22 protein-coding genes are annotated in these 20,541 nt (G+C 53.3%); 9 read left to right on the top strand and 13 right to left on the bottom strand.

All coding sequences use genetic code 11. From position 1 onward, the window contains the following. Window positions 1–5: 5 nt before the first annotated feature. Complete coding sequence (locus tag AWR27_RS04850; protein ID WP_077130156.1) at window positions 6–773, bottom strand: LytR/AlgR family response regulator transcription factor; 768 nt, start codon at window positions 771–773, stop codon at window positions 6–8. 70 nt (window positions 774–843) lie between these two features. Between AWR27_RS04850 and AWR27_RS04855 the strand changes: the two genes are divergently transcribed. Beyond that, window positions 844–2,019: an ATP-binding protein gene (locus AWR27_RS04855; RefSeq protein ID WP_077130157.1), complete on the top strand. Its 1,176-nt coding sequence runs from the start codon at window positions 844–846 to the stop codon at window positions 2,017–2,019. Here the strand turns inward: AWR27_RS04855 and AWR27_RS04860 are convergent, their stop codons facing one another. From AWR27_RS04860 to AWR27_RS04895, 8 genes are all read right to left on the bottom strand, one after another. Next, a complete protein-coding gene (locus AWR27_RS04860) occupies window positions 2,020–3,096 on the bottom strand; it encodes a sensor histidine kinase (RefSeq protein WP_077130158.1) in 1,077 nt (358 codons plus the stop codon). Then, window positions 3,071–3,748: an ABC transporter ATP-binding protein gene (locus tag AWR27_RS04865; protein ID WP_077130159.1), complete on the bottom strand. Its 678-nt coding sequence runs from the start codon at window positions 3,746–3,748 to the stop codon at window positions 3,071–3,073. Before AWR27_RS04865 ends, AWR27_RS04860 begins: the two co-directional genes overlap by 26 nt. Before the next feature lie 91 nt (window positions 3,749–3,839). Further along, a complete protein-coding gene (locus tag AWR27_RS04870) occupies window positions 3,840–5,090 on the bottom strand; it encodes an ABC transporter permease (protein WP_077130160.1) in 1,251 nt (416 codons plus the stop codon). 78 nt (window positions 5,091–5,168) lie between these two features. Continuing rightward, window positions 5,169–6,263 carry an efflux RND transporter periplasmic adaptor subunit gene (locus tag AWR27_RS25190; RefSeq protein WP_077130161.1) on the bottom strand — a complete coding sequence of 365 codons (1,095 nt, stop codon included), beginning with the start codon at window positions 6,261–6,263 and terminating at the stop codon, window positions 5,169–5,171. Beyond that, window positions 6,264–7,577: a TolC family protein gene (locus AWR27_RS25195; protein ID WP_077133802.1), complete on the bottom strand. Its 1,314-nt coding sequence runs from the start codon at window positions 7,575–7,577 to the stop codon at window positions 6,264–6,266. Window positions 7,578–7,746: 169 nt separating this feature from the next. Further along, entirely contained in the window at window positions 7,747–8,202 is a 456-nt protein-coding gene (locus AWR27_RS04885; RefSeq protein ID WP_077130162.1) for a hypothetical protein, read from the bottom strand. Window positions 8,203–8,268: 66 nt separating this feature from the next. After that, window positions 8,269–8,904, bottom strand: a complete 636-nt coding sequence (locus AWR27_RS04890; RefSeq protein ID WP_232325976.1) for a response regulator transcription factor — start codon at window positions 8,902–8,904, stop codon at window positions 8,269–8,271. Then, entirely contained in the window at window positions 8,901–10,823 is a 1,923-nt protein-coding gene (locus AWR27_RS04895) for a histidine kinase (protein WP_083732751.1), read from the bottom strand. Before AWR27_RS04895 ends, AWR27_RS04890 begins: the two co-directional genes overlap by 4 nt. 205 nt (window positions 10,824–11,028) lie before the next feature. Between AWR27_RS04895 and AWR27_RS04900 the strand changes: the two genes are divergently transcribed. From AWR27_RS04900 to AWR27_RS04925, 6 genes are all read left to right on the top strand, one after another. Continuing rightward, window positions 11,029–11,448 (top strand): hypothetical protein, encoded by a 420-nt coding sequence (locus AWR27_RS04900; protein WP_077130164.1) that lies wholly within the window; start codon window positions 11,029–11,031, stop codon window positions 11,446–11,448. 2 nt (window positions 11,449–11,450) lie between these two features. After that, window positions 11,451–11,690, top strand: coding sequence for a hypothetical protein (locus tag AWR27_RS04905; protein ID WP_077130165.1), 240 nt, complete (start codon window positions 11,451–11,453; stop codon window positions 11,688–11,690). A gap of 19 nt (window positions 11,691–11,709) precedes the next feature. Beyond that, window positions 11,710–12,216 carry a hypothetical protein gene (locus tag AWR27_RS04910; protein WP_077130166.1) on the top strand — a complete coding sequence of 169 codons (507 nt, stop codon included), beginning with the start codon at window positions 11,710–11,712 and terminating at the stop codon, window positions 12,214–12,216. Between the two features lie 39 nt (window positions 12,217–12,255). Continuing rightward, the gene (locus AWR27_RS04915) at window positions 12,256–12,741 is read left to right on the top strand and encodes a hypothetical protein (RefSeq protein WP_077130167.1); all 486 of its coding nucleotides are present in this window, start codon (window positions 12,256–12,258) and stop codon (window positions 12,739–12,741) included. 27 nt (window positions 12,742–12,768) lie between these two features. Continuing rightward, the gene (locus AWR27_RS04920) at window positions 12,769–13,158 is read left to right on the top strand and encodes a hypothetical protein (RefSeq protein WP_077130168.1); all 390 of its coding nucleotides are present in this window, start codon (window positions 12,769–12,771) and stop codon (window positions 13,156–13,158) included. A gap of 226 nt (window positions 13,159–13,384) precedes the next feature. Further along, the gene (locus tag AWR27_RS04925) at window positions 13,385–13,975 is read left to right on the top strand and encodes a hypothetical protein (protein WP_157579142.1); all 591 of its coding nucleotides are present in this window, start codon (window positions 13,385–13,387) and stop codon (window positions 13,973–13,975) included. A 49-nt stretch (window positions 13,976–14,024) separates the two neighbouring features. Here AWR27_RS04925 and AWR27_RS04930 read toward each other — a convergent pair whose 3' ends face one another. The 3 genes from AWR27_RS04930 to AWR27_RS04940 all read right to left on the bottom strand — a co-directional run bounded on the left by AWR27_RS04930 (window position 14,025) and on the right by AWR27_RS04940 (window position 15,907). Further along, complete coding sequence (locus AWR27_RS04930) at window positions 14,025–14,210, bottom strand: CsbD family protein (RefSeq protein ID WP_077130170.1); 186 nt, start codon at window positions 14,208–14,210, stop codon at window positions 14,025–14,027. 35 nt (window positions 14,211–14,245) lie between these two features. Continuing rightward, complete coding sequence (locus tag AWR27_RS04935) at window positions 14,246–15,394, bottom strand: flavin-containing monooxygenase (protein WP_077130171.1); 1,149 nt, start codon at window positions 15,392–15,394, stop codon at window positions 14,246–14,248. A 63-nt stretch (window positions 15,395–15,457) separates the two neighbouring features. Continuing rightward, window positions 15,458–15,907, bottom strand: coding sequence for a DUF2147 domain-containing protein (locus tag AWR27_RS04940; protein WP_077130172.1), 450 nt, complete (start codon window positions 15,905–15,907; stop codon window positions 15,458–15,460). Window positions 15,908–16,021: 114 nt separating this feature from the next. Between AWR27_RS04940 and AWR27_RS04945 the strand changes: the two genes are divergently transcribed. Beyond that, the gene (locus tag AWR27_RS04945; protein WP_077130173.1) at window positions 16,022–16,531 is read left to right on the top strand and encodes an acyl-CoA thioesterase; all 510 of its coding nucleotides are present in this window, start codon (window positions 16,022–16,024) and stop codon (window positions 16,529–16,531) included. Window positions 16,532–16,653: 122 nt separating this feature from the next. On the opposite strand, the gene AWR27_RS04950 is transcribed toward AWR27_RS04945, so the two are convergent. Continuing rightward, window positions 16,654–19,782, bottom strand: coding sequence for a TonB-dependent receptor (locus AWR27_RS04950; protein ID WP_077133804.1), 3,129 nt, complete (start codon window positions 19,780–19,782; stop codon window positions 16,654–16,656). A gap of 204 nt (window positions 19,783–19,986) precedes the next feature. On the opposite strand from AWR27_RS04950, the gene AWR27_RS04955 reads away from it, so the two are divergent. Beyond that, window positions 19,987–20,454: a hypothetical protein gene (locus AWR27_RS04955; protein ID WP_077130174.1), complete on the top strand. Its 468-nt coding sequence runs from the start codon at window positions 19,987–19,989 to the stop codon at window positions 20,452–20,454. The last annotated feature ends 87 nt before the right edge of the window (window positions 20,455–20,541 follow it).

A 20,541-nucleotide genomic window follows, 5' to 3' on the forward strand; every position in this document is an offset into this window, starting at 1 on the left:
GTTGCTCACCCCTCGAACCACTGCCGGAATGCGCCAGCTTTTTCTTTGCTGATTGTGATGTCTAATGAATCGTTCGGTTTTTTCAGATGCACAATCAACTTGCCGGAGTAATGCGGTTCGTAGCCTGCTACTGATTCCAGCGCGATAATGTATTGCCGATTGGCCCGGAAGAAGCGGGCCGGGTCGAGTAGTTCGTCCAGTTCGTCCAGTGTGCGGTAGTCGGTGATGAGCTTTTGGCCGTCTGTCGTGTGCAGAAAAATCAGTTCGTCGCGGCAGAAACAGGCAATCTGCTCCTGCGATACGGAAATAATTTGCCGGAGGTAGTGGGCCGTGAACCGTCGCTTGTAAGCAGGCGTGGCCGACCTGCCCGTAAACTGCGCCAGAAACATCTGAAACTGCTCGGCAAAGTCGGTGCCGGTCGGTTGCCAGCGGTGATATTTTGCCAGCGCAGCCCGGAGTTCATCGGGGTCAATGGGTTTGAGCAGGTAGTCGATGCTGTTGAGCTTGAATGCCCGAATAGCGTACTCGTCGTAGGCTGTCGTAAAGATAACTGGTACGTTGAGGCCCACCGTTCCGAACGCGTCGAAGCTCACGCCATCGGCTAACTGAATGTCGGCAATGACCAGATCGGGTCGGTTGTTGGTCAGATAATCCACTACGTCCTGCACGCTGGTCAGTGGTCCCGCTAACGTAGCGTCTGGCTCCAACTGCCGCATCAACTTAAGCAGTTGCTTGCCGACCAGTGGTTCGTCTTCAATTAGGAGGATGGTCATGAAACAAATTTATTCAATTATTCCCGCAAATTTAATTTAACAAACTAAATTTGCGGGAATAATTAGTGATATGATTGAACGGATTATCAAAAATCGTTTAGAGGAGTCGCTGACGTATTTCCCGGCAGTCGCTTTACTTGGCCCCCGGCAGGTAGGTAAAACCACCCTTGTTCGGTCGGTGATGGTAAATGCCGAACAACCAGTCCGGTACTTCGATTTAGAGAACCCCACCGATCACGCCCGTTTCCAGAACGACAGAGGACTACTGCTGGAAAGCCTCGCTCAGGAAACCGTAATTTTAGACGAAATCCATCGACTCCCCGACCTATTCCCTCAGTTACGTGGCTTAATCGACCAGTACCGCAAGCCGGGCCGTTTTGTACTGTTGGGATCGGCATCCTACGATTTGCTGAAAAATACCTCCGAGTCATTAGCCGGACGTATCGACTACATGGAACTGACACCGTTTTTGCTTCGCGAACTGCCCGAAGCCTCGGTCGGGCAGCATTGGTTTCGGGGTGGTTTTCCACAGTCGTATCTGGCACCGTCTGATGGCCTGCAACAACGCTGGTTTAGCTCGTTTATCACTACGTATCTCGAAAAAGACCTGCCCCAACTCGGACTCACGGCTTCACCCGCACTTATAGGTCGGTTACTGACCATGCTCGGCCATTGGCAGGGGCAGTTGCTGAACTACAGTACGTTAGCTAACTCGCTGGCTATCGCGTCCACTACCGTCACGGCTTACATCGACTTCCTCGAACGGGCTTTACTCATTCGCCGACTGCAACCCTATTACACCAACGTTGGTAAGCGACTCACCAAAAGCCCGAAAGTGTATGTTCGGGATAGTGGTATGCTTCATCATTTATTACGTATCGCTGACTATCCATCGCTGCTGGGCAACCCGGTAGCGGGTGGGTCATGGGAGGGCTACGTAATCGAGCAGGTGCTGTCGCTGCTTCCGTGGCAGCAGATGCCCTTTTTCTACCGTACTGCCGATGGTGCCGAACTGGATTTGGTTGTCGTGTCAGGATCAACGGTACTGGTAGCCCTCGAAATCAAGCTGTCGAACGCGCCTACGCTGAGCCGGGGTACTACGGTTGCGTTACAGGATTTGGGGAACCCGCCCCTGCTGGTGGTAACGCCCAGTAGCGATGACTACCCCATGCGTGCCAATGCGTGGGTGTGCAGCGTTAGAACCCTGTCGGAGAATTTGAAGCGATTCGGGGTAGGTACCGACTGACTACTCCAACAGCGGCACCCGAACCGCGAACGTGACGCCATTATCTTCAATCAAAACGGGCTTTTTGCTTAAAAACCCATACAAATGTTGCAGATTCTGTAACCCCAGCCCATTCGACGTAGCGACCTGTTTTTTGCGCTGAATCGGATTCGATACAGTCAGGTAATCGTCCTCGGTGGTGAGCCGGATGACCAGCGGTCGTGCTTCGCTAACGACGTTGTGTTTGATGGCGTTCTCGATCAGAATCTGGAGCGTAACGGGTACAATCTGCCGGTCGCGGGATTCCTCACTAATCTGACACTCGATCTGCAACTCGCCGTTGAAGCGCGTTTGCAGCAGCGATATATAGTTTTTTATGAACGACAACTCGGTTTCCAGCGGCACCTGTTCGCGGTCTTTGTGTTGTAATACGTAGCGAAATACTTTCGAGAGTTGTTGTAGAAACTGCCGGGCCAGCGCGGGGTCGTCGTCAATCAGCCCGTCGAGCGACGACAGGCTGTTGAACAGAAAATGCGGGTTCAACTGGTTGCGGAGGTTGTCGTATTGTGCGCTGATACGTTCCTGATGAAGCAGTGCCCGCTCCTTTGCCCAGGTCTCTTTTTCGATCAGATTCTTTTTCCACTGCCCAAAAAAGTAAAACCCGAAGAAAGCCGTGTTGACAGCAAGCACAACAAGCACATCGAGAAAGTACGACGCTACTTTGATGGCTCTGGCGAACTGGGGCGTAAAATAGTCTTTATAATACCGGTCGAACTGATTCATAAACACGGTATGAATTATCACCATCACAACCAAACAGCACCCAGTCTGAATCAGAAATCGGCGCAGCACGCCCGACTCGAAGGGCAGAATACGGTTCAGGTACTGGTTGAATGCGTGTATGACCTCCCACATCAACAGGATGAAGAAGAAACTAAGGGACGCAAAAAACAGCCGTTCCGTAGCGTTGTACTGCGGAAACAGCGTCAAAATCAGCACGTAGCGAATAGCCGACGTTACAAAAGCCGCCGTATAAACGTAGCCGCGTGGCGTGTGAAACGCCTGCCGGAGCTTAGTGACCGGAGATGATCTGTCCATCGCTCATTTCAATTATTCGGTCGGTGCCAGCCGCGAAGTCGGGGTCGTGCGTCACGGTGATAATAGTCTGACCACCAGCGGCCAGTTCCCGAAAGATAGCGAATACGTTCTCGGAATTAGCTCTGTCGAGGTTGCCCGTTGGTTCGTCGCCCATGATGATGGTTGGGTCGTTGATGAGGGCGCGGGCAATGGCGACGCGCTGTTGCTGCCCGCCACTGAGCTTGCTGGCCGGTTTGCGGGCGTATTCGGCCATGCCAATCAGCCGCAGTTTTTCCATCGCCCGTTCTTCGACTTCCTTCTCGGAATACTTTCCCAGTTTCAGACCGGGGAGCATTACGTTTTGCAGGGCCGAAAACTCCGGCAGCAGAAAGTGAAACTGAAACACAAAGCCGAGGTGTTCGTTGCGGAAGTGCGCCAGAAAATCCTGACTCCGGCCCGTCAGCTTCGTACCCGCCATCTCGATCTGCCCCTCGTACTCGGTGTCCATCGTAGACAGCAGGTACAGCAGCGTACTTTTGCCGCAGCCCGACTTCCCCACGATAGCCAGAAACTCGCCCTTCTGCACGTCGAACGTCACGTCGCGCAACACCTGAAACGTATCGGGGTCGTAGAAGTATTTGTTGAGGTGTTTCGCTGATAGAACAGAGTTCATTTGTTGAATTATTGAATGATGGAATGATCGAATGGCGGAACTACCGAAAGGGTTTGAATACACCCATTCAATCATTCCATCATTCAATAATTCAACCACGTAGTATCGCAACCGGGTCTACTTTTGCCGCTTTTTTGGACGGGAAATAGCCCGCCAGCAACGTAGTCGTGACGCCAAACACCAGGCCCATGACGTAGTATTTGGCCGCAAAAATGACGGGGAATGTCTTCAGACTGATGACGTTACCCGTATCGAAGGGCGTGATCGACAGCAGGTAACTCAGCCCGAAACCGATGCCCAGCCCCAGCAACCCGCCCGATATGCCAATAAATACAGCCTGTAACAGAAAAATCGCCACGATGTCGCGGCTGTCGAAACCCGTGGCTTTCAGGATGGCGATGTCTTTGATCTTGTTCACGACGGTCATGTTCATGATGTTGTAGATACCAAACCCCGCCACCACCAGCAGCGTAAACGACACCACGAAGGTCATGACGTTACGGATTTTCTCACCGGCCAGAATGGCCGTGTTGGCTGCGGCCCAGTCTTCGGTATAATACCCAAACATGGCCCGTAGCTGCTTTCCGAACGGCAGAGCCTGTAGCGGGTCGGTCATCTTAATGTGAATGTCGGTGATGTAGCTCGGGTCTTTTTGCAGAATTTCCTGCACGGTCGAGAGGTTGCCGTAGCTTCGGGTATTGTCGATAGTGCCGATGCCGAAGCCAAACGTAGCGGCTACGCGCAGAATACGGGTGCCGCCTGTAGGGGTCGTCACGGTCACTTTGTCGCCAATCCGCACGTTGAGGTCTCTGGCGAGTCCCGACCCCATAATCAGCGCGTTGGGGTTGGTTTTCAGCGTGTTCATATCACCCGACTCGATGCGCGTGGTAAGTTTATACAGCAGATTTTCGCGGTCAATGTCTACGCCCGAAATCGTACCCGATAGCTGAATGGGGCCGTTGTTGTAGAACACCTGCGTGGCTGCCTGGGGCGATACGCCCAGCACGCCCGGCTGACGTTCGATGCGGTCGGCGATAATAAGTCCGTTCTTGAGCCGGGCCGATTCGGCCTTCGGTTTCTGGCGATACACAACGTTCAGACCGTTGGGCCGTAGCTGGTCGATAATAGACGGTCGCTGTGTATTGACCTTGTTGTACATCCGTATATGCGGGCTGGCGTCTAATGCCGAGTCTTCGAGAAACTGGTTGACGCCCTGCATGAACGAAATCATCGTGATGAACATGGCAATCCCGAACGTAACGCCGAGCATAGCCACGAGTGTCTGCTTTTTCTTAGCCAGCAGGTGCGTTTTAGCGATTTGGGAGACGATGTTGAGGTTCATGGTTTTTTGAATGATTGAATGATTGAATAGTTGAATGATTGAATGGAGTGCAAAGGCTTCATTCAATCATTCAGCCATTCAATCATTCAACGTAATTCGTGAGGTTTCGCTCAACCCGCCCCGCACCTCCACAACATCAAAATTCTCGATGCCTTTCTGGAAGCGGATTTTCTGCTTTTTGCCGTCCTTTTCCACCCACACGCTGTCGCTGCCGACGACGTAAGCTTTTGGAATGGTGAGCACACGCGGTTTCTGCGTAATAATAATGTTGGCTTCCACCGTCAGGCCGTAGTAGGCGTCGGGGTAGTTATCCGTGAACTCCGCATCGACCCGAAACGACTGATCGGTGCGGTTTAGCTTTGGATAGCGTTTGGTGATGCGGGCGTTGAAGACCTTATCAGGATACACGTCGGCTTTCAGAACAACCGATTGCCCGATGCGTACCCGCCCAAAATCGCTTTCATCAACGGCAAGCTGAGCATAGAGCCGTTGTCCACTGCCGACCAGGGCCAACTGATCGCCGGGACGTACCAATTCGCCGGGATCTTTGTAGACTTCATACACTTTGCCATCCACAAAACTGCGAACGCGCGTGTTGCGCCCGGCCACTTCCGACACCACCAACTGACTCCGGTTATTGGCTACATCAACCTGTATCTGATTCCGACTGCGCTGGAGCGTGTTGAGTTGTGCTCGCAGCGTATTGCGCGAGAGCGTATAATTCAGTTCGGCGCGTTCGAGTTCGGCGCGGGAGGTAGCGTTCTGAGCATAGAGTTCGCGAAAGCGGGCGTAGTTGATCGAATCGTTGGCGAGCCGGGTGCGGGCGTTACGTATCTGCGCTTCGAGTTCGGCCAGCACGGGCGAGTTGGCGTTCAGGTTCGCCTGCGACTGCCGCAACACCGCAGCCGCAGCCTGTCGCCGGGCATCGGCTGATGCACTTTCGAGCACGAACAACAACTGGTTTCGCCGGATGGAGTCGCCCTCATTCACAAGCCGTTGCTGAATCAGCCCGGTGGCATCTGCCGTAACCATGTACTCCTGACGCGGATATACGTTGCCCGATGCATATACGGCCTCGGTCAGTTCGCGATACGTGGGCGAAATGCCATCACCACCGCGTTTGCAGGCCACGGCGAAGGCGAGGAGGGTGGATATGTACAAGATTTGTTTCATCTATTCACCATTACGTATCTGTAAGATTGTCTGATTAATAAACACGTTCGACAGATTGCTGAGGAATCTATTTTGGGCCGTGAGTGCTTCGTTGAACACGTTGAGGTATTGGTCGTAGGCAAACAATCCAGACCGGTATTTCACCAGCGCAATCTGCACGTTCTGGTTGCTGAGTTCGTAGTTCTGCCGGTTCAATTCCAGCGACCGAACGGCCTGATTATACGAGTTGCGGACGTCGTCGGTGTCGGTTTGCTGTCTATTTTGTTCGTAGGCTAACTGGGCTTCGGCGAGTTTGAGTTGCAGCCGGGCTCGGTTGATGCTGCTGGTACGTAGCCCGCCCGAATAAATTGGATAATTGAACTGCAAGCCGGCAACGCCAATTGTAAACCAGCGTTCGTTGGGGTTGAGAAAATTGACGGCGTCGCGTTGTGCCTGTTGCGTATAGCGTCCGTAGGCCGAAAGGGTAGGCCACCGCAAGAGTCGCTCGCGGTTCAGTTGCAGTTTCGACAAATCGACCTGCGATTGCCGAAGCACAATCTGTGGACGTTCGGGGCGTAGTGCCGGAACATCAGTTGAAGCAGGAGCGGGCCGGGCGTCGAGAGTTTCGGTGAGGCTGAGGCTGTCGGCGGGGGCCAGCCCGAGCAGTAATTTAAGCTGATTTTGGTTGCGCACGTACTGTAACTCGTTCTGGTAGAGCACGTCGGCGGTGGTAAGCTGCACGGCCCGAATCCGGTTATATTCGAGCGGCTCGATCAGTCCTTTATCTAACCGCTGCCGGGCAATCTGCGCCAGCGTATCAGCCGCCGACAGGTTACGCCGGGTAATGTCAATGGCCGAGCGGGTGAGCAACATAGCGTGATAAACGCGGGCCGTTTGGGTCGAAATGTCGTCCTGCAACACCAGCGTCTGATCGTCGATAATGCGCAGATTCTGCTCCGTAATGCCCCGGTCGGCGCGGAGGGGGCGGTTCAGCAGAGGGGCGTTGACCTCTACGCCAGCGGTTAGAAAAAACGGCAGACCAAACCGGATGGCGCGAGTTTCGCCGGGTGGAATGCCCAGAATACCGCCCGGAATCAATTGTACCGGTAAGGCGTAGTTGTAATCAAAATTGGTGTAGAAGCGGGCCGATGGCAATAGCCCTGCCCGTGCAATGTTCCGTTGCTGATCCTGCGCCGTTCGGTTGAGCCGGGCATTTACCAGTTCGGGGTTATTGCGCCGGGCCAGCGTTAGAACCTCCTGCACCGACGACACAACGGTTTGTGCGTGTATGCTAAGTGAAGTGAGGAGAATGCCGGTGAAAACGTACCGATTCATGAGCGTTTTGAATAAACGCCCAAAGGAAAAGTTTTCATTCGTATCGCGCCACCAGTTTTGCACGAAGCGGCAGAAACGGTACGTAAAGCAGTGTTTTTTCGACACAAAAAAGCCGGAGCGTTGTGGCTCCGGCTATGGTGAAGTACTTGACGGCGCGGGAGTTGTGCGATTAAGGTAACTGCACGAAGGTTTTAACGCCTGTTTCGGGTACGCGCACGTTCAGTTCAAAGAAATTACCAACGCTCAACGCGGGCGTCAGCGATGAAGCCAATCCCTTGCCGGGGTCATTGTATAGAAACGTGTACGGCGCAAACTGGAACATACTGGACAACATATTATAGACGTAAATCTTGTTACCCTCCACGTAAAACTGGTAGATGCCGCTGCCGAGCCGAGGGGTGATCTGGCCATAGCCGTTATCCGCCCGGCCCCGGTTGACCGTAACATAGCCCTCCAGCCGGGTGCTGGCCGGTATGCTGTTCGATTGTCGAAAGATGAGCGTGTCCCGCCGGGCTGAGGATTCAATCCAGCGGCCCCAGAGTATATTGCGTAATTCGGTAGCGGGAGCCACCTCTGCGCGGTGGCAGGCGGTGAGCAACAGGAGGAGGTAAAGAACGTAGCGCATAAGCATAAATTTTGCTCTAAGACCCCGCCGGACAACGTAGCGTTGGAATGGAGTCAAAAGACGCCTTCAGTACTTCCCGAAAAACTTGTTCAATGCCTCCACCTTGTTATCGACCCGGAGTTTTTCGTAGATGTTATAGATATGCTTTTTGAGAGTCTTAACGCTGATAAACAGCCCATCGGCCACTTCAGCGTAGGTTAATCCTTTGGAGAGCATAGTCAGCACCTCTGCCTCGCGGGGGGTGATGTGGTAGTCAGGGCGGGGCGGTTGACTACGCTGCATTTTGGCCACAATCTTGCGGGCAATGTCGCTGCTCATGGGTGAGCCGCCTTCGTGTACTTCGCGGATGGCCGTAAGCAGCAGTTCGGGTTTGCTTTTTTTTAGGATGTACGAATTGGCCCCCGCTTCGAGCGACTCAAATACCTTTTCGTCCTCGTCGTAAACAGTACACATAATGAACTCCACGTTAGGGCAAAGGGGCTTCAGTTTCCGCACGCATTCGATGCCGCTCAGGTCGGGCAGGCCAATGTCCATCAGCACTACGTCGGGCAGCAGTTCGGGAATTCGGCGGAGGGCTTCGGTGCCGGTCGCAACCACGCCAACACAGACATACTCGTCGTCGCGGCTTACAATCGTTCGCAGCAGCAACTGAATGTCGGGGTTGTCTTCAACAATCAGCACCGAAATGATGGGCATGGTCATGGGGTCATGGGGGTTTGTATCCGAACCTGAGTGCCGTTGTTGACACTCCAGTTAATTTGCCCCTTTATCGTCTCGATGTTCCGGCGCATATTCCGCAGCCCGTTGCTCCAGCTTTCAACCGGTCCGCCGGTCATGCCTTTGCCGTTGTCGCGGATCAGGATGTGTAGTTCGTTTTCGACCGTGGCAATCGCCAGCTCGACCTGCGAGGCTTCGGCGTGTTTTACTACGTTGTGAATCGCTTCTTTGACAGACTGATACACATTCCGGCGGATGATTCCCTTCAACTCCTGCCGGGGGTTGGCAATGGTTTCGGAGAATATCATCTGTATGCCCGCTTCGCCGAGAAAATCGGCGCAGAACTTGCGAATATACGCTACCAAACTTTGTAGGTTATCGTTATTGACGTTCAGACTCCACACGATTTCGTTCATGCGGGTGGTCATCTCCGACGAGGCCCGCGCAATGATCTGTACCTCCGCCGAGTTTCCTTCCGCCCGCTGTTTTAATAGTTCGCTGGCAAGTGAAATTGACGTCAGGGCCGTGCCTAATTCGTCGTGCAGTTCCTGCGAAATTCGCCCACGTTCTTCCTGTTGGGCTTCCATGCGGCTTTTTAGCTGCGCCCATTCCGTTTCCAGTTCCAGTTTGGCGAGTTTCTCCGATTCCAGCATCTTACGTTTGCGCCAGTAAAGCATGAGAACAACCGCCAGCCCTACCAACAACACACACACGACTGCCAGCCCGACAATCAGGCTATTTTTTCGGTCGAGTGCGTACTGCTGGTCGGCCAATTGTTTTTCGTGCGTAAGTTGCTTCACCCGTTCATCGTACTGAACCAGTTTGCGGTTTTTCTCGCCATTCTGAAACGCTGCTATGGCCCGGTTATACCGTTCAAGGGCCAGCAACGCCCCTTCCCATTGCCCGGTTTTCTTCAGTAACTGATGCTGAAGCCGGTAAAAATTCTGCCGGTCGAGCAAGGGCAGCGAATCGGGATTGGTGAGCCGGGCCACAGTCGCCAGCCGCGCTGCGGTAGCCGCTATGTTGCCTGCCAGCCAATCGGTTTGGGCCAGGCCAATGAGCGGCTGAGCCAGATAAACCGGAGGGTACAGCGACCGGGTCAGGTCATAGTATCGGGTGAAGTAATACCGGGCCGAATCAACGCGGTCTCTGGCAACGTAGTACTCGCCCGCGTTTTTGAACAGTTCGGTTTCGTCGCGCCAAGTTTTGGGATCAGCCGCCAGCGCGAGGCCGTTTTTTAGATACATGAACGCGGTTGCGGTGTCGGCGCGGGCAATTTCAAATCCGTATAGATTCACGTAGCTGCCGATAATCCGGGCGGTATCGTTACGGCTAATGGCGTTTTGAAGGGCTTTCTGCTGGTATGTAACGGCCAGATCGTCGCGTTGCTGAAAATGAAACAGAATGGCCAGATTGTTCTGAATCATGGACACCCGCGAGGTGTCGCGGGTGAAAACCTGATTGTCGAGTGCCCGCAGGTAATAAACGATGGCCGAGTCGTTCTGCTCCTGAAACTGATACTCGATGGCCCGCGAGAAGTTCATCAGCATCCGAAACCGCTGCCGGGCGGGGTCCTGCACCAGTGATAGCGCTGTGTCGCCGAGCCGCTTGACCAGCGCGAAATCGCCCCGGTAAGCCGCCCGGTTATACATAGCCTGATTGTAATAATTAAACAGCCCCTGATCGAACCCATACTGGCGCGAGAGTGCGCCCGCCTGCTGAATCAACTCGTAGGCACTGTCGGGGTTGGCGTTCTGAACCTCATACGCCCTATCGAATAGCCGAAACACCCGCGCTGAGTCAGCCACCGAAATACCCGACGATGCGGGTCTGTTCGACTCGCGGCAGGCCACTATTATGCCAGACAGGAGAGTGAGTAGCAGAAAAAAAGTGACGCGTGGCATAATCGGCGGGCAGAAAGAGTTGGGGCGCGGGGCGGTTCGGGTGGAGTAAAAGTACAGGTTCAGTGACCGAATTGATTGCCTTTTGCCTGCATATACTACAAAGGTAGTAGGTCAAATAGGCCACCAGATACCAATATACTACTTTGGTAGTATAGTATTGACAATCAGACCAGATGAACTTTGCCCCGAACAAATTAACCCGCACATGAAGCACACGATCCGGTTTTTTGCTGTACTGCTTGCCTTGAGTACGCCGACTGTTGCCCAGGAAAATAAAGAGCAACTCGTTGACAAAATCGAGCAAAGTAACGTCTGGATGACGGGTTACGTTGTCGAGAAACTGTTTACTATCAATCTATCGCCCACTATGTGGGAGAGCGTGCTGGCCGCGCCCAGCCAACCCCGTGGCCGCGACAGTTTCAAGCGCATGGCGCAGTCGCTGGTCGATTTTTCGGACAAAGCGGGCTACACCACCCTGAACGGAAAGTGTGGCTACGATGTGCAAACCGATAAGGCGAAAGAATACAAACCGGACTGCACCGAACAGATCGACGGTCTGGCTAAAAAATCACCTTTAAACTCGACGCGCCCGCCGTTGCCAAAACGCCCGATTCGTTCAATCTGACGATGGGCTACCTGACCACCATCGCCGACTTTTTTGGGGCGCGGAGCAAGTACATCTCGGATGGCTGGCGACCTAAAGGCGAGAAACTCAATATCGTTCTGGCTCCATCAGCCACGGCCACGAGCATAAAAGTGGCCTGGAGTGCAGACGGCCAAACTGTTACGGTGAGCGGCCCTGCCAACAAAGAAGTTCCCGGCTGGAATGATGCTATTTTGGCGGGTTTGGCTAAAGGTGGCAAATAACCCTTAACCTTATCTTCTTATGTCATTTATCAGCTTTTTGCTCATTGCCGGGGTGGGCGGATATCTTTACTATTTTTTCTATATCAAAAAGCGCGAGACCGACACGCCCGCTATGCGCTCATTTTATGGCTACAATGAGGGCGAAACCCTTGCTCAGATGTGGCCCAACGGTCTGCTTTGGCTTCGCAAAATCAGCGATGCTGAGAAAGCAACCCGAACCGTCGGGAATGTCGCCGGGATGCTGCTCGGATTTGAGGTGATTTCGGTTTATGACATTTTCGCACTTTCGCTAACGACCGATGGCGTCTTTATCCTGAAAGACCGGCGCGACGAAGGCAACATCGGCGCACTGCGGTTTCGTCGATCTGACATTCAGGCTGTTAATCGACTTCATCAGGAGAACAATTTAGCGGCATCGGGAGTGGGCAAAATGGAAGCTGCCTTCGATATAGAACTTCTGCTCAAGACCGGCGAACGACTCTGGATTCAGGTGCCGCAAAGTGCCTACGAAGCCCTAACCAACTAATAAACAAGCATTACTGAACCAATTCTTCAGACCGACTATATGATTCGATTGATTTGTATCAGCATCATCGCCACACTACTGTATGTACCGGGCTGCATTCAGTCAGGGTATGCTCAGTCGGGCAAGGCAGGTACTCCCCAGCCAGGCGCAGCCCGCCCCGAGATAGGCCGTTACTGCAAAGTCTACCGGGCGGGCGAGGGGTTGAAAGTGCTGCTATTGCGGGTTGGCCCCGAAGCCCGGAATGAGTCGCTGGTGGCTCTCGATGGGTTCGACCATCCCTGGGATGGCAAAATTTTCAAAGCCAGCGTCGCTAAGGCCGACGGTCGGCAGGAGTTCACGATTCAGCACAACGGTCGCCCGTTTGTGGTGCTGGTGTTCCGTGAACGTTATGGGCAATCGACACTTTTCGTGCCGAAATACGGTACTGAAGAAACCGAACGACTCCTGAGCTATTCCGAAGACCTGTCAGCGGAATGCAAACCCGATATTCTGCTATCGCAGTATTTGAATCAGCAAAAAAAGTAGTCGTTACGTATAAACAAACCAACTCCCATGTTCAAACATACATTGTCGACAGCCGCGATTTCACTGACCCTACTGGTTGGTATCCTCAGTGCCTGCAACACGAAAGACGAGACGGGCACCACAACCACTACGCAAGAGGCAACAACAACCGCCGACGCCCCCAGCGGCAGTGCCAGTGGCATTGACGCAGTAATTGATGATTATGAGGAGCTGGCCGTTGAGTATAAAGACCTGATGGCGAAGGCCAAAAAAGGTGATATGCAGGCCGTACAGCAAATGCAGGGATTTTCGCAGAAAATGATGGATGCCAACAAAAAAATTCAGGATCGGATACAAAGCGAGGGACTGACGCTTACCGCCGAACAGCAGGCACGCCTGAAAAAAGTAGGCGAATCGTTCAATCAGGCCGCTCAATAGAGCGATATTGTGGCAGTTGAACCAAGCTGGACAGTACACCATGAACTGGTTAAGCACCACATTCGGGTCTATAATACTACTTTCCGTACTGTTAGGCCTAACCGGCTGCCAGCACGAAACGGTCATCTACAGCGGAACTTTTGAGGGCGAACCATATGAGCTGGTATCAGTTGAAACGAAAGGTTTCAGCACCAATTCCATTCATTACGTGATCAAATCGGAGCGGATGAAATCGCTCAGAATTGATGCGGTAAACACCGATTGGGGACCACCCTACGCCGACGATCTGTACGGCAATGCCCCCCGAACCTACCTGACGGATGCATCAGTTCTGTACCGCAACGAACCCGACAATGCCGTGCAACACCCCAGTACGATGGTTTATCTGTCGCCCAAGCGGTTTAGCCGCGCGACTTTCGACCTGTACGCCCGATTTATGGAAAGCGAGTGGCCCGCCATTGACCAGAAATTCGGTCAACGGGAATACAGCCGATTTCCGCACATTATCGGGCTTGTATATGGCGAACAGGAACGGTTTGTACGGCTATTTCGGGGTCAGCTTCAGGGCCGCGACTATACGATCAGGGTAGAACCCGATGGCCGCATCCGGTTTGGAGCGGGGAGAAATGGGTCAAGCGAAGAATACAGCGGGTTATCGGAGAAGATACAAATGCAGGGGAAGGTAATTTATGTGGCAACCGGTGAGCAGGCCGGGTTGTCGATGAGCCAATTGCAAGGCTACACAGATGCTCAGGGAAAACGGTTAAGCGATTATTTCAAACTGGTCGAAAAACCAGCTCTCAATTTGAGACATTAAAAAAACCGGAGTGCGACGGCTCCGGTTTTCGATAAGCGGTTTGCTGATTTTACAAGTCAGCCACAGCTTTGTTAATTTCGTCTTTTGTTTTGCCAGTCTTCTGCTGGAGTTTACCCCACATTTCGTCTTCTTTACCTTCCGTGTAAGTCAGGTCATCGTCGGTCAGGTCGCCGTAGGCTTGTTTGATTTTGCCTTTCAATTCGTTCCAGCCACCTTTCAAGGTTGTCTCGTTCATGATCGTAGTGATTTAACGTTGATTTACGAATAGAACTATGCCGGGATGAAATTGTTTTTGGCAATGTGGTTCGCGATACGCTCCGAGTCGATGGTCAGGTTGTAAATTACGCCTGTCAGCGGAGTGGTAAACCCCAGAAAATACAGATCCGTCAGTCCTGATTCATTGAACCACAGGCTTTTTGGAAAACCGCGTTCGTTCAGAATGCGGTGTGCCAGCGCGTCGCCGAGCAAGGCAGTCAGGCCGGGCCGATACCCCGTTGCCAGCACGATGGCATCGAACGGACGTTCAGAACCGTCGGCAAACGTCACGCTGCGGGCGTTTACGCGCTCGATGCCGGGGGCAACTTTAATCTTTCCAGCCTTAATCTGATCGAGAGTGCCAATGTCGATAACGGGAATTTTGCCGCGCCGGGTGTCAAACGAAGGCGCGTGTTCGGGCTTACCCAGGCCATAAGCCGACATGTCGCCCACGCTGAAACGCTGCGAGAGCCGGGCCATGAAGTCGTAGAACCAGTTCGGGAATTTGCTCAGAAAAATAGCGGTGGGCTGCGCCGGTCGGCCAAACACGTCGCGCCGGACAATATTGACCGGGCCACGTACCGAAATAACGGGCCGGGCATCGTGTTCGACCAAATCGAGCGCGATTTCAGCCCCGGTGTTGCCCATACCTACCACCAGCACGTCTTCATTGCGGAAAGCCGCGCCGTTGCGGTACTCACGGCTGTGCCAGATAACGCCCCGGAAAGCACGTTGCCCCGGCAGTTCGGGCGCGTTCGGCACACGATTATAGCCCGTTGCTACCACTACTCGTTCGGCTACAAATACATCGGTTTGCGTTTGGACTCTCCACAACCCATCGGCCTGTTTTTGAATGTTCGTAACGGCCTGCCCATACAGCGGCTTGATGTCAAACTGCTCGGCGTAGCGTTCGAGATACTCTACCATCTGCAACCGCGACACGTAGGTAGGATAAGTAGCCGGGTAGGGGAGATGCGGCAGGGCCGAATGCTGTTTTACGGTGTGCAGATGGAGCCGGTCGTAGTGGTTGCGCCACGCAAAGCCGATGTGTTCGCTGGCTTCGAGGACGGTAAACGGTAGCCCGCGCTGCGCCAGTTGCCCGGCCATTGCCAGCCCCGCCGGGCCAGCACCAATGATTAACGTTGTAGGGTTGTAGGGTTGCATGGTTGTAAAGTTAACGAACGGCACAGCCAACTTTACAACTATGCAACCCTGCAACTTTACAACTTATTTCACCCGCGTCCACGTCTGGGTTTTGCCCAGCAGCGAAATGCCAACATAGCCCCGCACGTCGAGCGTATTCGGGTCTTTGAGGGTCATCTTGCAGTTGTATTCCTTACCGTCTTCGGGGTTATAAATTTTTCCGTCGGCCCAAACGTTGCCGCCATCGTATTTGAAATTATACATCAGTGGCAGATTCAGCAGCGGGCGCGACCGTTTCCGCTCGTCGGCGTTTCGGCTGTCGGTTTTGGGCTTGCCAGTGGCCGGATCGTTGGGTTCGCTGACCCAGACTAATTTGCCAAAATAGGTGCCACCCTGTTTATAGATCTGAACGTGGCCTTTCTTGGTGCCGTTCAGCCATGTACCAACCACCGCGTCGGGATTATCTTTAGGCGCAAACGAGAATAGCGAAACAACTAACAGCAGGAGGGGCAATACAAAACGATACTTCTTCATCTGAACCAGGATTAACTAAGATTTGCAAGATTAAACAGGATTTTATCTATCTGCATAAAGCGAAACGTAAAATCTTGATTAATCTTGCAAATCCTGTACAATCCTGGTTCAGACATGTTCCATCGCGACCCTAACCGCATTTACCCAACCGAAACCGAATCGCGCATGATTATTCGGTTTCAGGACTGCGACCCGCTCCAGCACCTCAACAACGCCAAGTATTTCGATTATTATTTCAACGCCCGCGAAGATCAGGTTGCCAAAATCTATGACTTCAACCCCGGCCAGTTGTTCCGCGAGTTTGGCACCAGTTGGGTTGTGTATCAGCACCAGATTGCCTACGTTCGACCCGCGCAGGTCAGCGAGTGGGTACGCATTACGTCGCGGCTGATTTTCTACAACGAAGACACCACCGTGACAGAGTATTACATGACCGATGATGCCAAAACGCACCTCAAAAATGTGTTGTGGGTAACGTCGAAATACATCAGCGTGGCAACGGGCAAACGCATCCCACACAGCGACATTGTGATGGGTTATCTCGAAGCTACCTGCGTACCCAATGTCGACTTTGCCAGCCTGAACTTCAACGACCGAATCCGGGCCATCAAGCTGGATTTGTAGTAAGGTTTAAACGGTCATAACACAGAGATGCGCTGAGTGAAAAGAGATTCGCAGAGCAGTAATTTATTCTCTGTGTATCTCCTTTCACTCAGCGCATCTCTGTGTTATAACCCCGTCAATCCTTAAAACGTGTACCGCGCACCAACCTGCATCCGCCAGCGCGAGATCAGTTGCGTATCATTGAAGAACGTGCTGCGCTGGTTGGCATCGAAACTATAGGTCGGAACGCCGTTTGTTACGCTCACGCCTAACGGCTGAGCCAGCCCCGTATACGACGCCGTTTGCCGAACACCCCAGTTCGAGTTGAGCAGGTTGCCAAAGTTCAGAATATCGACGCTCAACTGAATGGCGTGTTTGTTGGGCAATACATATTCCTGCACAGCCCGCACGTCGAGGGTCGAGAACCAGGGCGTGGTGCTGGCGAACTTCCCGGCAACCTGCCCCCGGTTGGCACTCAGGTATTTATCTTGCTGAATATACGACTCAAACGCGGCCCGTTGGGTGTTCTGCTGCTCGGTGGTGCCCGAAAAACGCATCTGCGAAAGCTGGGCAGCCGTCGGTATAAACAACAAATCGTTGTCGAATGCGCCATCGTTGTTGATGTCGCCCGCGTAGGTAAAGCTGAACCGATTGCCTTCGGCGTATTCGGCAACGGCAGAGAGCGTAGTGGCCCAGTTGCGGCTAAAACCATACACAAACCGTTTCGAGGCCGACCCTACAAACCGGTGCCGGTTGCCATAAAACGACGGCCCGAGCACGGCCTGATTCACGTTGCCGTAAGCGGGATTACGGGCGTAAGCATCCGACGAAATTTCGGCACTCAGCGACGAGGCATCTTTGGCGTTCAGGAAGTTATACGCTGCACTCACATACAAACCATTGGCCCACGTCCGCTGCGCCTGAATGCTGGCGTTGAACGAGTAGCCGAGGTTCGTGTTCGTGAATACGTAAGCATCGGTCTGACCACCAAAGGCGTTTACGGCCCGGTCGGCAGTGCGGTAAATGGGGCGGTTGCTGGGGTCTTGCAGGGTGCCACCCGGCAGGCGCAGGCCGTAGTTCCGCACCAGCATGGCGTTGATGTCTTTGTTATACAGCACATCGACCGAGGTTATCCAGCCGCTCTTAAACTTGTGGTCGTAGCCGAGGCTGGTTTTCCATACCTGCGGAAATTTGAAATTGGGGTCGGTGACGCAGTAGAAAAAGAAGGCCGGGTTTGCCACCTGATTGCCAATCCAGACAAACGGGAAACGGCCCGTGAAGATACCCGAACCTCCGCGCAGTTTCCGGGTTCCGTCGCCTTTCAAATCGTAGTTGAAACCAAAGCGGGGCGAAAACAACGGAGCCGTGGTGGGCAGCGTCAGCGAATTCAGCTTAACCGGATTACCGTTTTCGTCGTAATACTGGTTGTCAGGTTGGTAGACGCCCTCGTTGCGGTCGATGTTCTCCTGAATCTTCTGCTGTGTATCGAAATACATCGGGAAGTCAACTTTCAGGCCGTAGGTCAGCGTAAAGCGCGGATTCACCACAAACTCATCCTGCGCATACAGGCCCAGTTGACCAACGCTCGTCTGGGCCAGTGCCCACTGACCACCAGCAAACCTTGCTTTGGCGTCGGCCACGGATTTGGCGAAATCGGCTCCGCGAGCGGCTGTTACAAAGTCAGCTACCGACGCATATTCCGGGCCGAACACACCCGCGTAGGCACCGAGGTTGAACGAGTTGTCGAAGTTGAACCGCTCGAAAGTGCCGCCCAATGTCAGCGTGTGCTTTTTCAGGTATACGTTGAAATTGTTCGTAATCTGGAACACGCTCTGATCGAGTCGGTTGTTGATCGAGAACGGTTCATGACCAGCTACGATATACCGCACCCCATCTTTACCGATGTTGATGGTCGGGAAGGGCGTCGAGAACGGGTCGCGTGAGTCGTTGAAGTTCGTAAAACCAATCTGCAACTTGTTGGCATACTTGCCGTTGAAGTTGGAGTTCAGCTCGGTAATTACGCTATGCAACTTGTTGTTGATGCGGTAGCCTGACGAAAAATATTGGAGCGTCAGGAAGTCAGGCCCGCGCCGACCAATAGCCGACGGGTTGGCGGGCAAATCGCGCGAGGCATCTAAGAAATTGTAGATCACCGACAGTTTATGTACGCGGTTTACGTTCCAGTCTAAGCGCAGCAAACCCTTGGCATTCTGCGTTTTGTGCGTGAAATTCTCGTAGGCACCCGTTTCGTAGCCATGTACACTGCGGAGCGTACTGCTCACCAATTCGAGGTCAGCCGCCGTTACGCGTGAGACGTTGGCACCCGTCAGGCCGGGCCGGGCCGCTACCCAACCCGCCGTGCCGAGGTCAGACCGATTGTCAAATTCAGCATTCGCAAAGAAGAATAGCTTGTTTTTGATGATTGGACCGCCCACGCTGAAGCCGTACTGCGCCTGACTCGACTGCGGCACGGTGATGTCGGTGCCTTTTACTTTTTTGCCCGTCAGTTCCTGGTTACGGAAGAAGCCAAACGCCGTACCGTGAAACTGGTTCGTACCCGACTTGGCAACGGCGTTGATACCCGCGCCCGTAAACCCGGCCTGCGTTACGTCGAACGGCGAAAGAGCCACCTGAATCTGATCGATGGCGTCGAGCGAAACCGGCTGTGCATCGGCCTGACCGCCCGGCGTAGCAGCATCCAATCCGAAGGGGTTATTGAAAATCGTGCCGTTCAATGAGAAGTTGTTGAAACGGCTGTTCCGACCCCCAAACGAGCCATCGCCCCCCGACATGGGCGTCAGGCGGGTATAGTCAAAAATCGACCGTTTGATAGTCGGCAGCGTTTTAATCTGCTCATTACTGATGTTGGTCTGGGCACCCGTGCGATTGTTGTTCAGCACGTCGTTGGGATTGGCCCGTACCTCGATTTCGCTCAGTTGGCGGGCGTCGCTGCGGATGCTCAGATTAAGTGGCAGTTTCTGACCTAAGCTCAGATACACATTCTCAACCGTCTCGGTCTGGTAGCCCACGAAGCTCACCGTGATGGTGTATGGGCCACCTACGCGCATGTTCGCTAAGTTGAACTCGCCCTCAGCGCGGGTCGTCACGCCGTATTGTGCGCCAGTAGGCTGGTGGGTAGCAACGACCGTTGCACCGGGCAATGTTGCGCCTTTGTCATCGCGGATAAAGCCGTAAATGGAGGCTGTCGTTACCTGAGCATAGGTATGAATGTACCCAACTCCCAGGCAAACAAGGAGTAGTAAACGTTTCAAAGACATAGTAGGTTGGAAGTACAGTTTGTGAAGTTTTCGGAATTAAAATTAACAGAGGATTCATAGATAATTGTCTGATTCTAAACAAAGCACCAGTCTTTCATAGACAAGTACAAATTCAGTGTCGCTACACTGTTTAGTACCCGAATTAAACCTTGCTGAGGCTCTTTGCTCAAAGAGACAAATACAACCTGAAAAACTACCATGAAAAACGTACTGATGACTACTGCCGTATTGCTGATGTTGCTGACGGGTTCTGCCGTTGCCCAACGCTACGACCGCCCAACCTACCCGCCCCAGCCGCGTTACGGTAATCCTGGCTATAACCAGCCGAATTACAACTACGATTACGATGATTATCAGTTTGATCGGCACCTCGACTGGTGGGATCAGGAATTGAACCTGAGCCGTCGGCAGGAGCGCGAAATTCGACGCATTCGGCAAAACTTCGACCAGCAGGCGCGGAGTATAAACGTTCGCGACCCACGCCAGCGCGATTCTTATCGGCGGCTTCGGCAGCGCGAGTTTTTCGATATGATGGCCGTGCTGAATTCGGCCCAGCGCGACCGCGTTATCGAACACATGCGCCCCTACGAGCGTGTGGCCGACCGCCAGAACGGACGCGGCTGGAACAACGGACGTGGTCGGGGCTACGACCCGTATGGATATTAAGTGAGGATGAGTGAAAGATGGAAACAGTCGGTCCGCTTGGGTCGGCTGTTTTTTGTTTATGCACTACCTTCGCGTTGTCATACATCA

This window comes from Spirosoma montaniterrae, from assembly GCF_001988955.1.
Classification (GTDB): domain Bacteria; phylum Bacteroidota; class Bacteroidia; order Cytophagales; family Spirosomataceae; genus Spirosoma; species Spirosoma montaniterrae.

What these genes read in the sequence shown, in the direction of transcription:
- AWR27_RS04895 (WP_083732751.1), bottom strand. Translation starts at nt 10,823, where the DNA reads ATGCCACGCGTCACTTTTTTTCTGCTACTCACTCTCCTGTCTGGCATA.
- AWR27_RS04890 (WP_232325976.1), bottom strand. Translation starts at nt 8,904, where the DNA reads ATGACCATGCCCATCATTTCGGTGCTGATTGTTGAAGACAACCCCGAC.
- AWR27_RS04930 (WP_077130170.1), bottom strand. Translation starts at nt 14,210, where the DNA reads ATGAACGAGACAACCTTGAAAGGTGGCTGGAACGAATTGAAAGGCAAA.
- AWR27_RS04865 (WP_077130159.1), bottom strand. Translation starts at nt 3,748, where the DNA reads ATGAACTCTGTTCTATCAGCGAAACACCTCAACAAATACTTCTACGAC.
- AWR27_RS04945 (WP_077130173.1), top strand. Translation starts at nt 16,022, where the DNA reads ATGTTCCATCGCGACCCTAACCGCATTTACCCAACCGAAACCGAATCG.
- AWR27_RS04935 (WP_077130171.1), bottom strand. Translation starts at nt 15,394, where the DNA reads ATGCAACCCTACAACCCTACAACGTTAATCATTGGTGCTGGCCCGGCG.
- AWR27_RS25195 (WP_077133802.1), bottom strand. Translation starts at nt 7,577, where the DNA reads ATGAATCGGTACGTTTTCACCGGCATTCTCCTCACTTCACTTAGCATA.
- AWR27_RS04850 (WP_077130156.1), bottom strand. Translation starts at nt 773, where the DNA reads ATGACCATCCTCCTAATTGAAGACGAACCACTGGTCGGCAAGCAACTG.
- AWR27_RS04885 (WP_077130162.1), bottom strand. Translation starts at nt 8,202, where the DNA reads ATGCGCTACGTTCTTTACCTCCTCCTGTTGCTCACCGCCTGCCACCGC.
- AWR27_RS04860 (WP_077130158.1), bottom strand. Translation starts at nt 3,096, where the DNA reads ATGGACAGATCATCTCCGGTCACTAAGCTCCGGCAGGCGTTTCACACG.
- AWR27_RS04955 (WP_077130174.1), top strand. Translation starts at nt 19,987, where the DNA reads ATGAAAAACGTACTGATGACTACTGCCGTATTGCTGATGTTGCTGACG.
- AWR27_RS04915 (WP_077130167.1), top strand. Translation starts at nt 12,256, where the DNA reads ATGATTCGATTGATTTGTATCAGCATCATCGCCACACTACTGTATGTA.
- AWR27_RS04920 (WP_077130168.1), top strand. Translation starts at nt 12,769, where the DNA reads ATGTTCAAACATACATTGTCGACAGCCGCGATTTCACTGACCCTACTG.
- AWR27_RS04855 (WP_077130157.1), top strand. Translation starts at nt 844, where the DNA reads ATGATTGAACGGATTATCAAAAATCGTTTAGAGGAGTCGCTGACGTAT.
- AWR27_RS04870 (WP_077130160.1), bottom strand. Translation starts at nt 5,090, where the DNA reads ATGAACCTCAACATCGTCTCCCAAATCGCTAAAACGCACCTGCTGGCT.
- AWR27_RS04925 (WP_157579142.1), top strand. Translation starts at nt 13,385, where the DNA reads ATGAAATCGCTCAGAATTGATGCGGTAAACACCGATTGGGGACCACCC.
- AWR27_RS04940 (WP_077130172.1), bottom strand. Translation starts at nt 15,907, where the DNA reads ATGAAGAAGTATCGTTTTGTATTGCCCCTCCTGCTGTTAGTTGTTTCG.
- AWR27_RS25190 (WP_077130161.1), bottom strand. Translation starts at nt 6,263, where the DNA reads ATGAAACAAATCTTGTACATATCCACCCTCCTCGCCTTCGCCGTGGCC.
- AWR27_RS04910 (WP_077130166.1), top strand. Translation starts at nt 11,710, where the DNA reads ATGTCATTTATCAGCTTTTTGCTCATTGCCGGGGTGGGCGGATATCTT.
- AWR27_RS04905 (WP_077130165.1), top strand. Translation starts at nt 11,451, where the DNA reads ATGGGCTACCTGACCACCATCGCCGACTTTTTTGGGGCGCGGAGCAAG.
- AWR27_RS04900 (WP_077130164.1), top strand. Translation starts at nt 11,029, where the DNA reads ATGAAGCACACGATCCGGTTTTTTGCTGTACTGCTTGCCTTGAGTACG.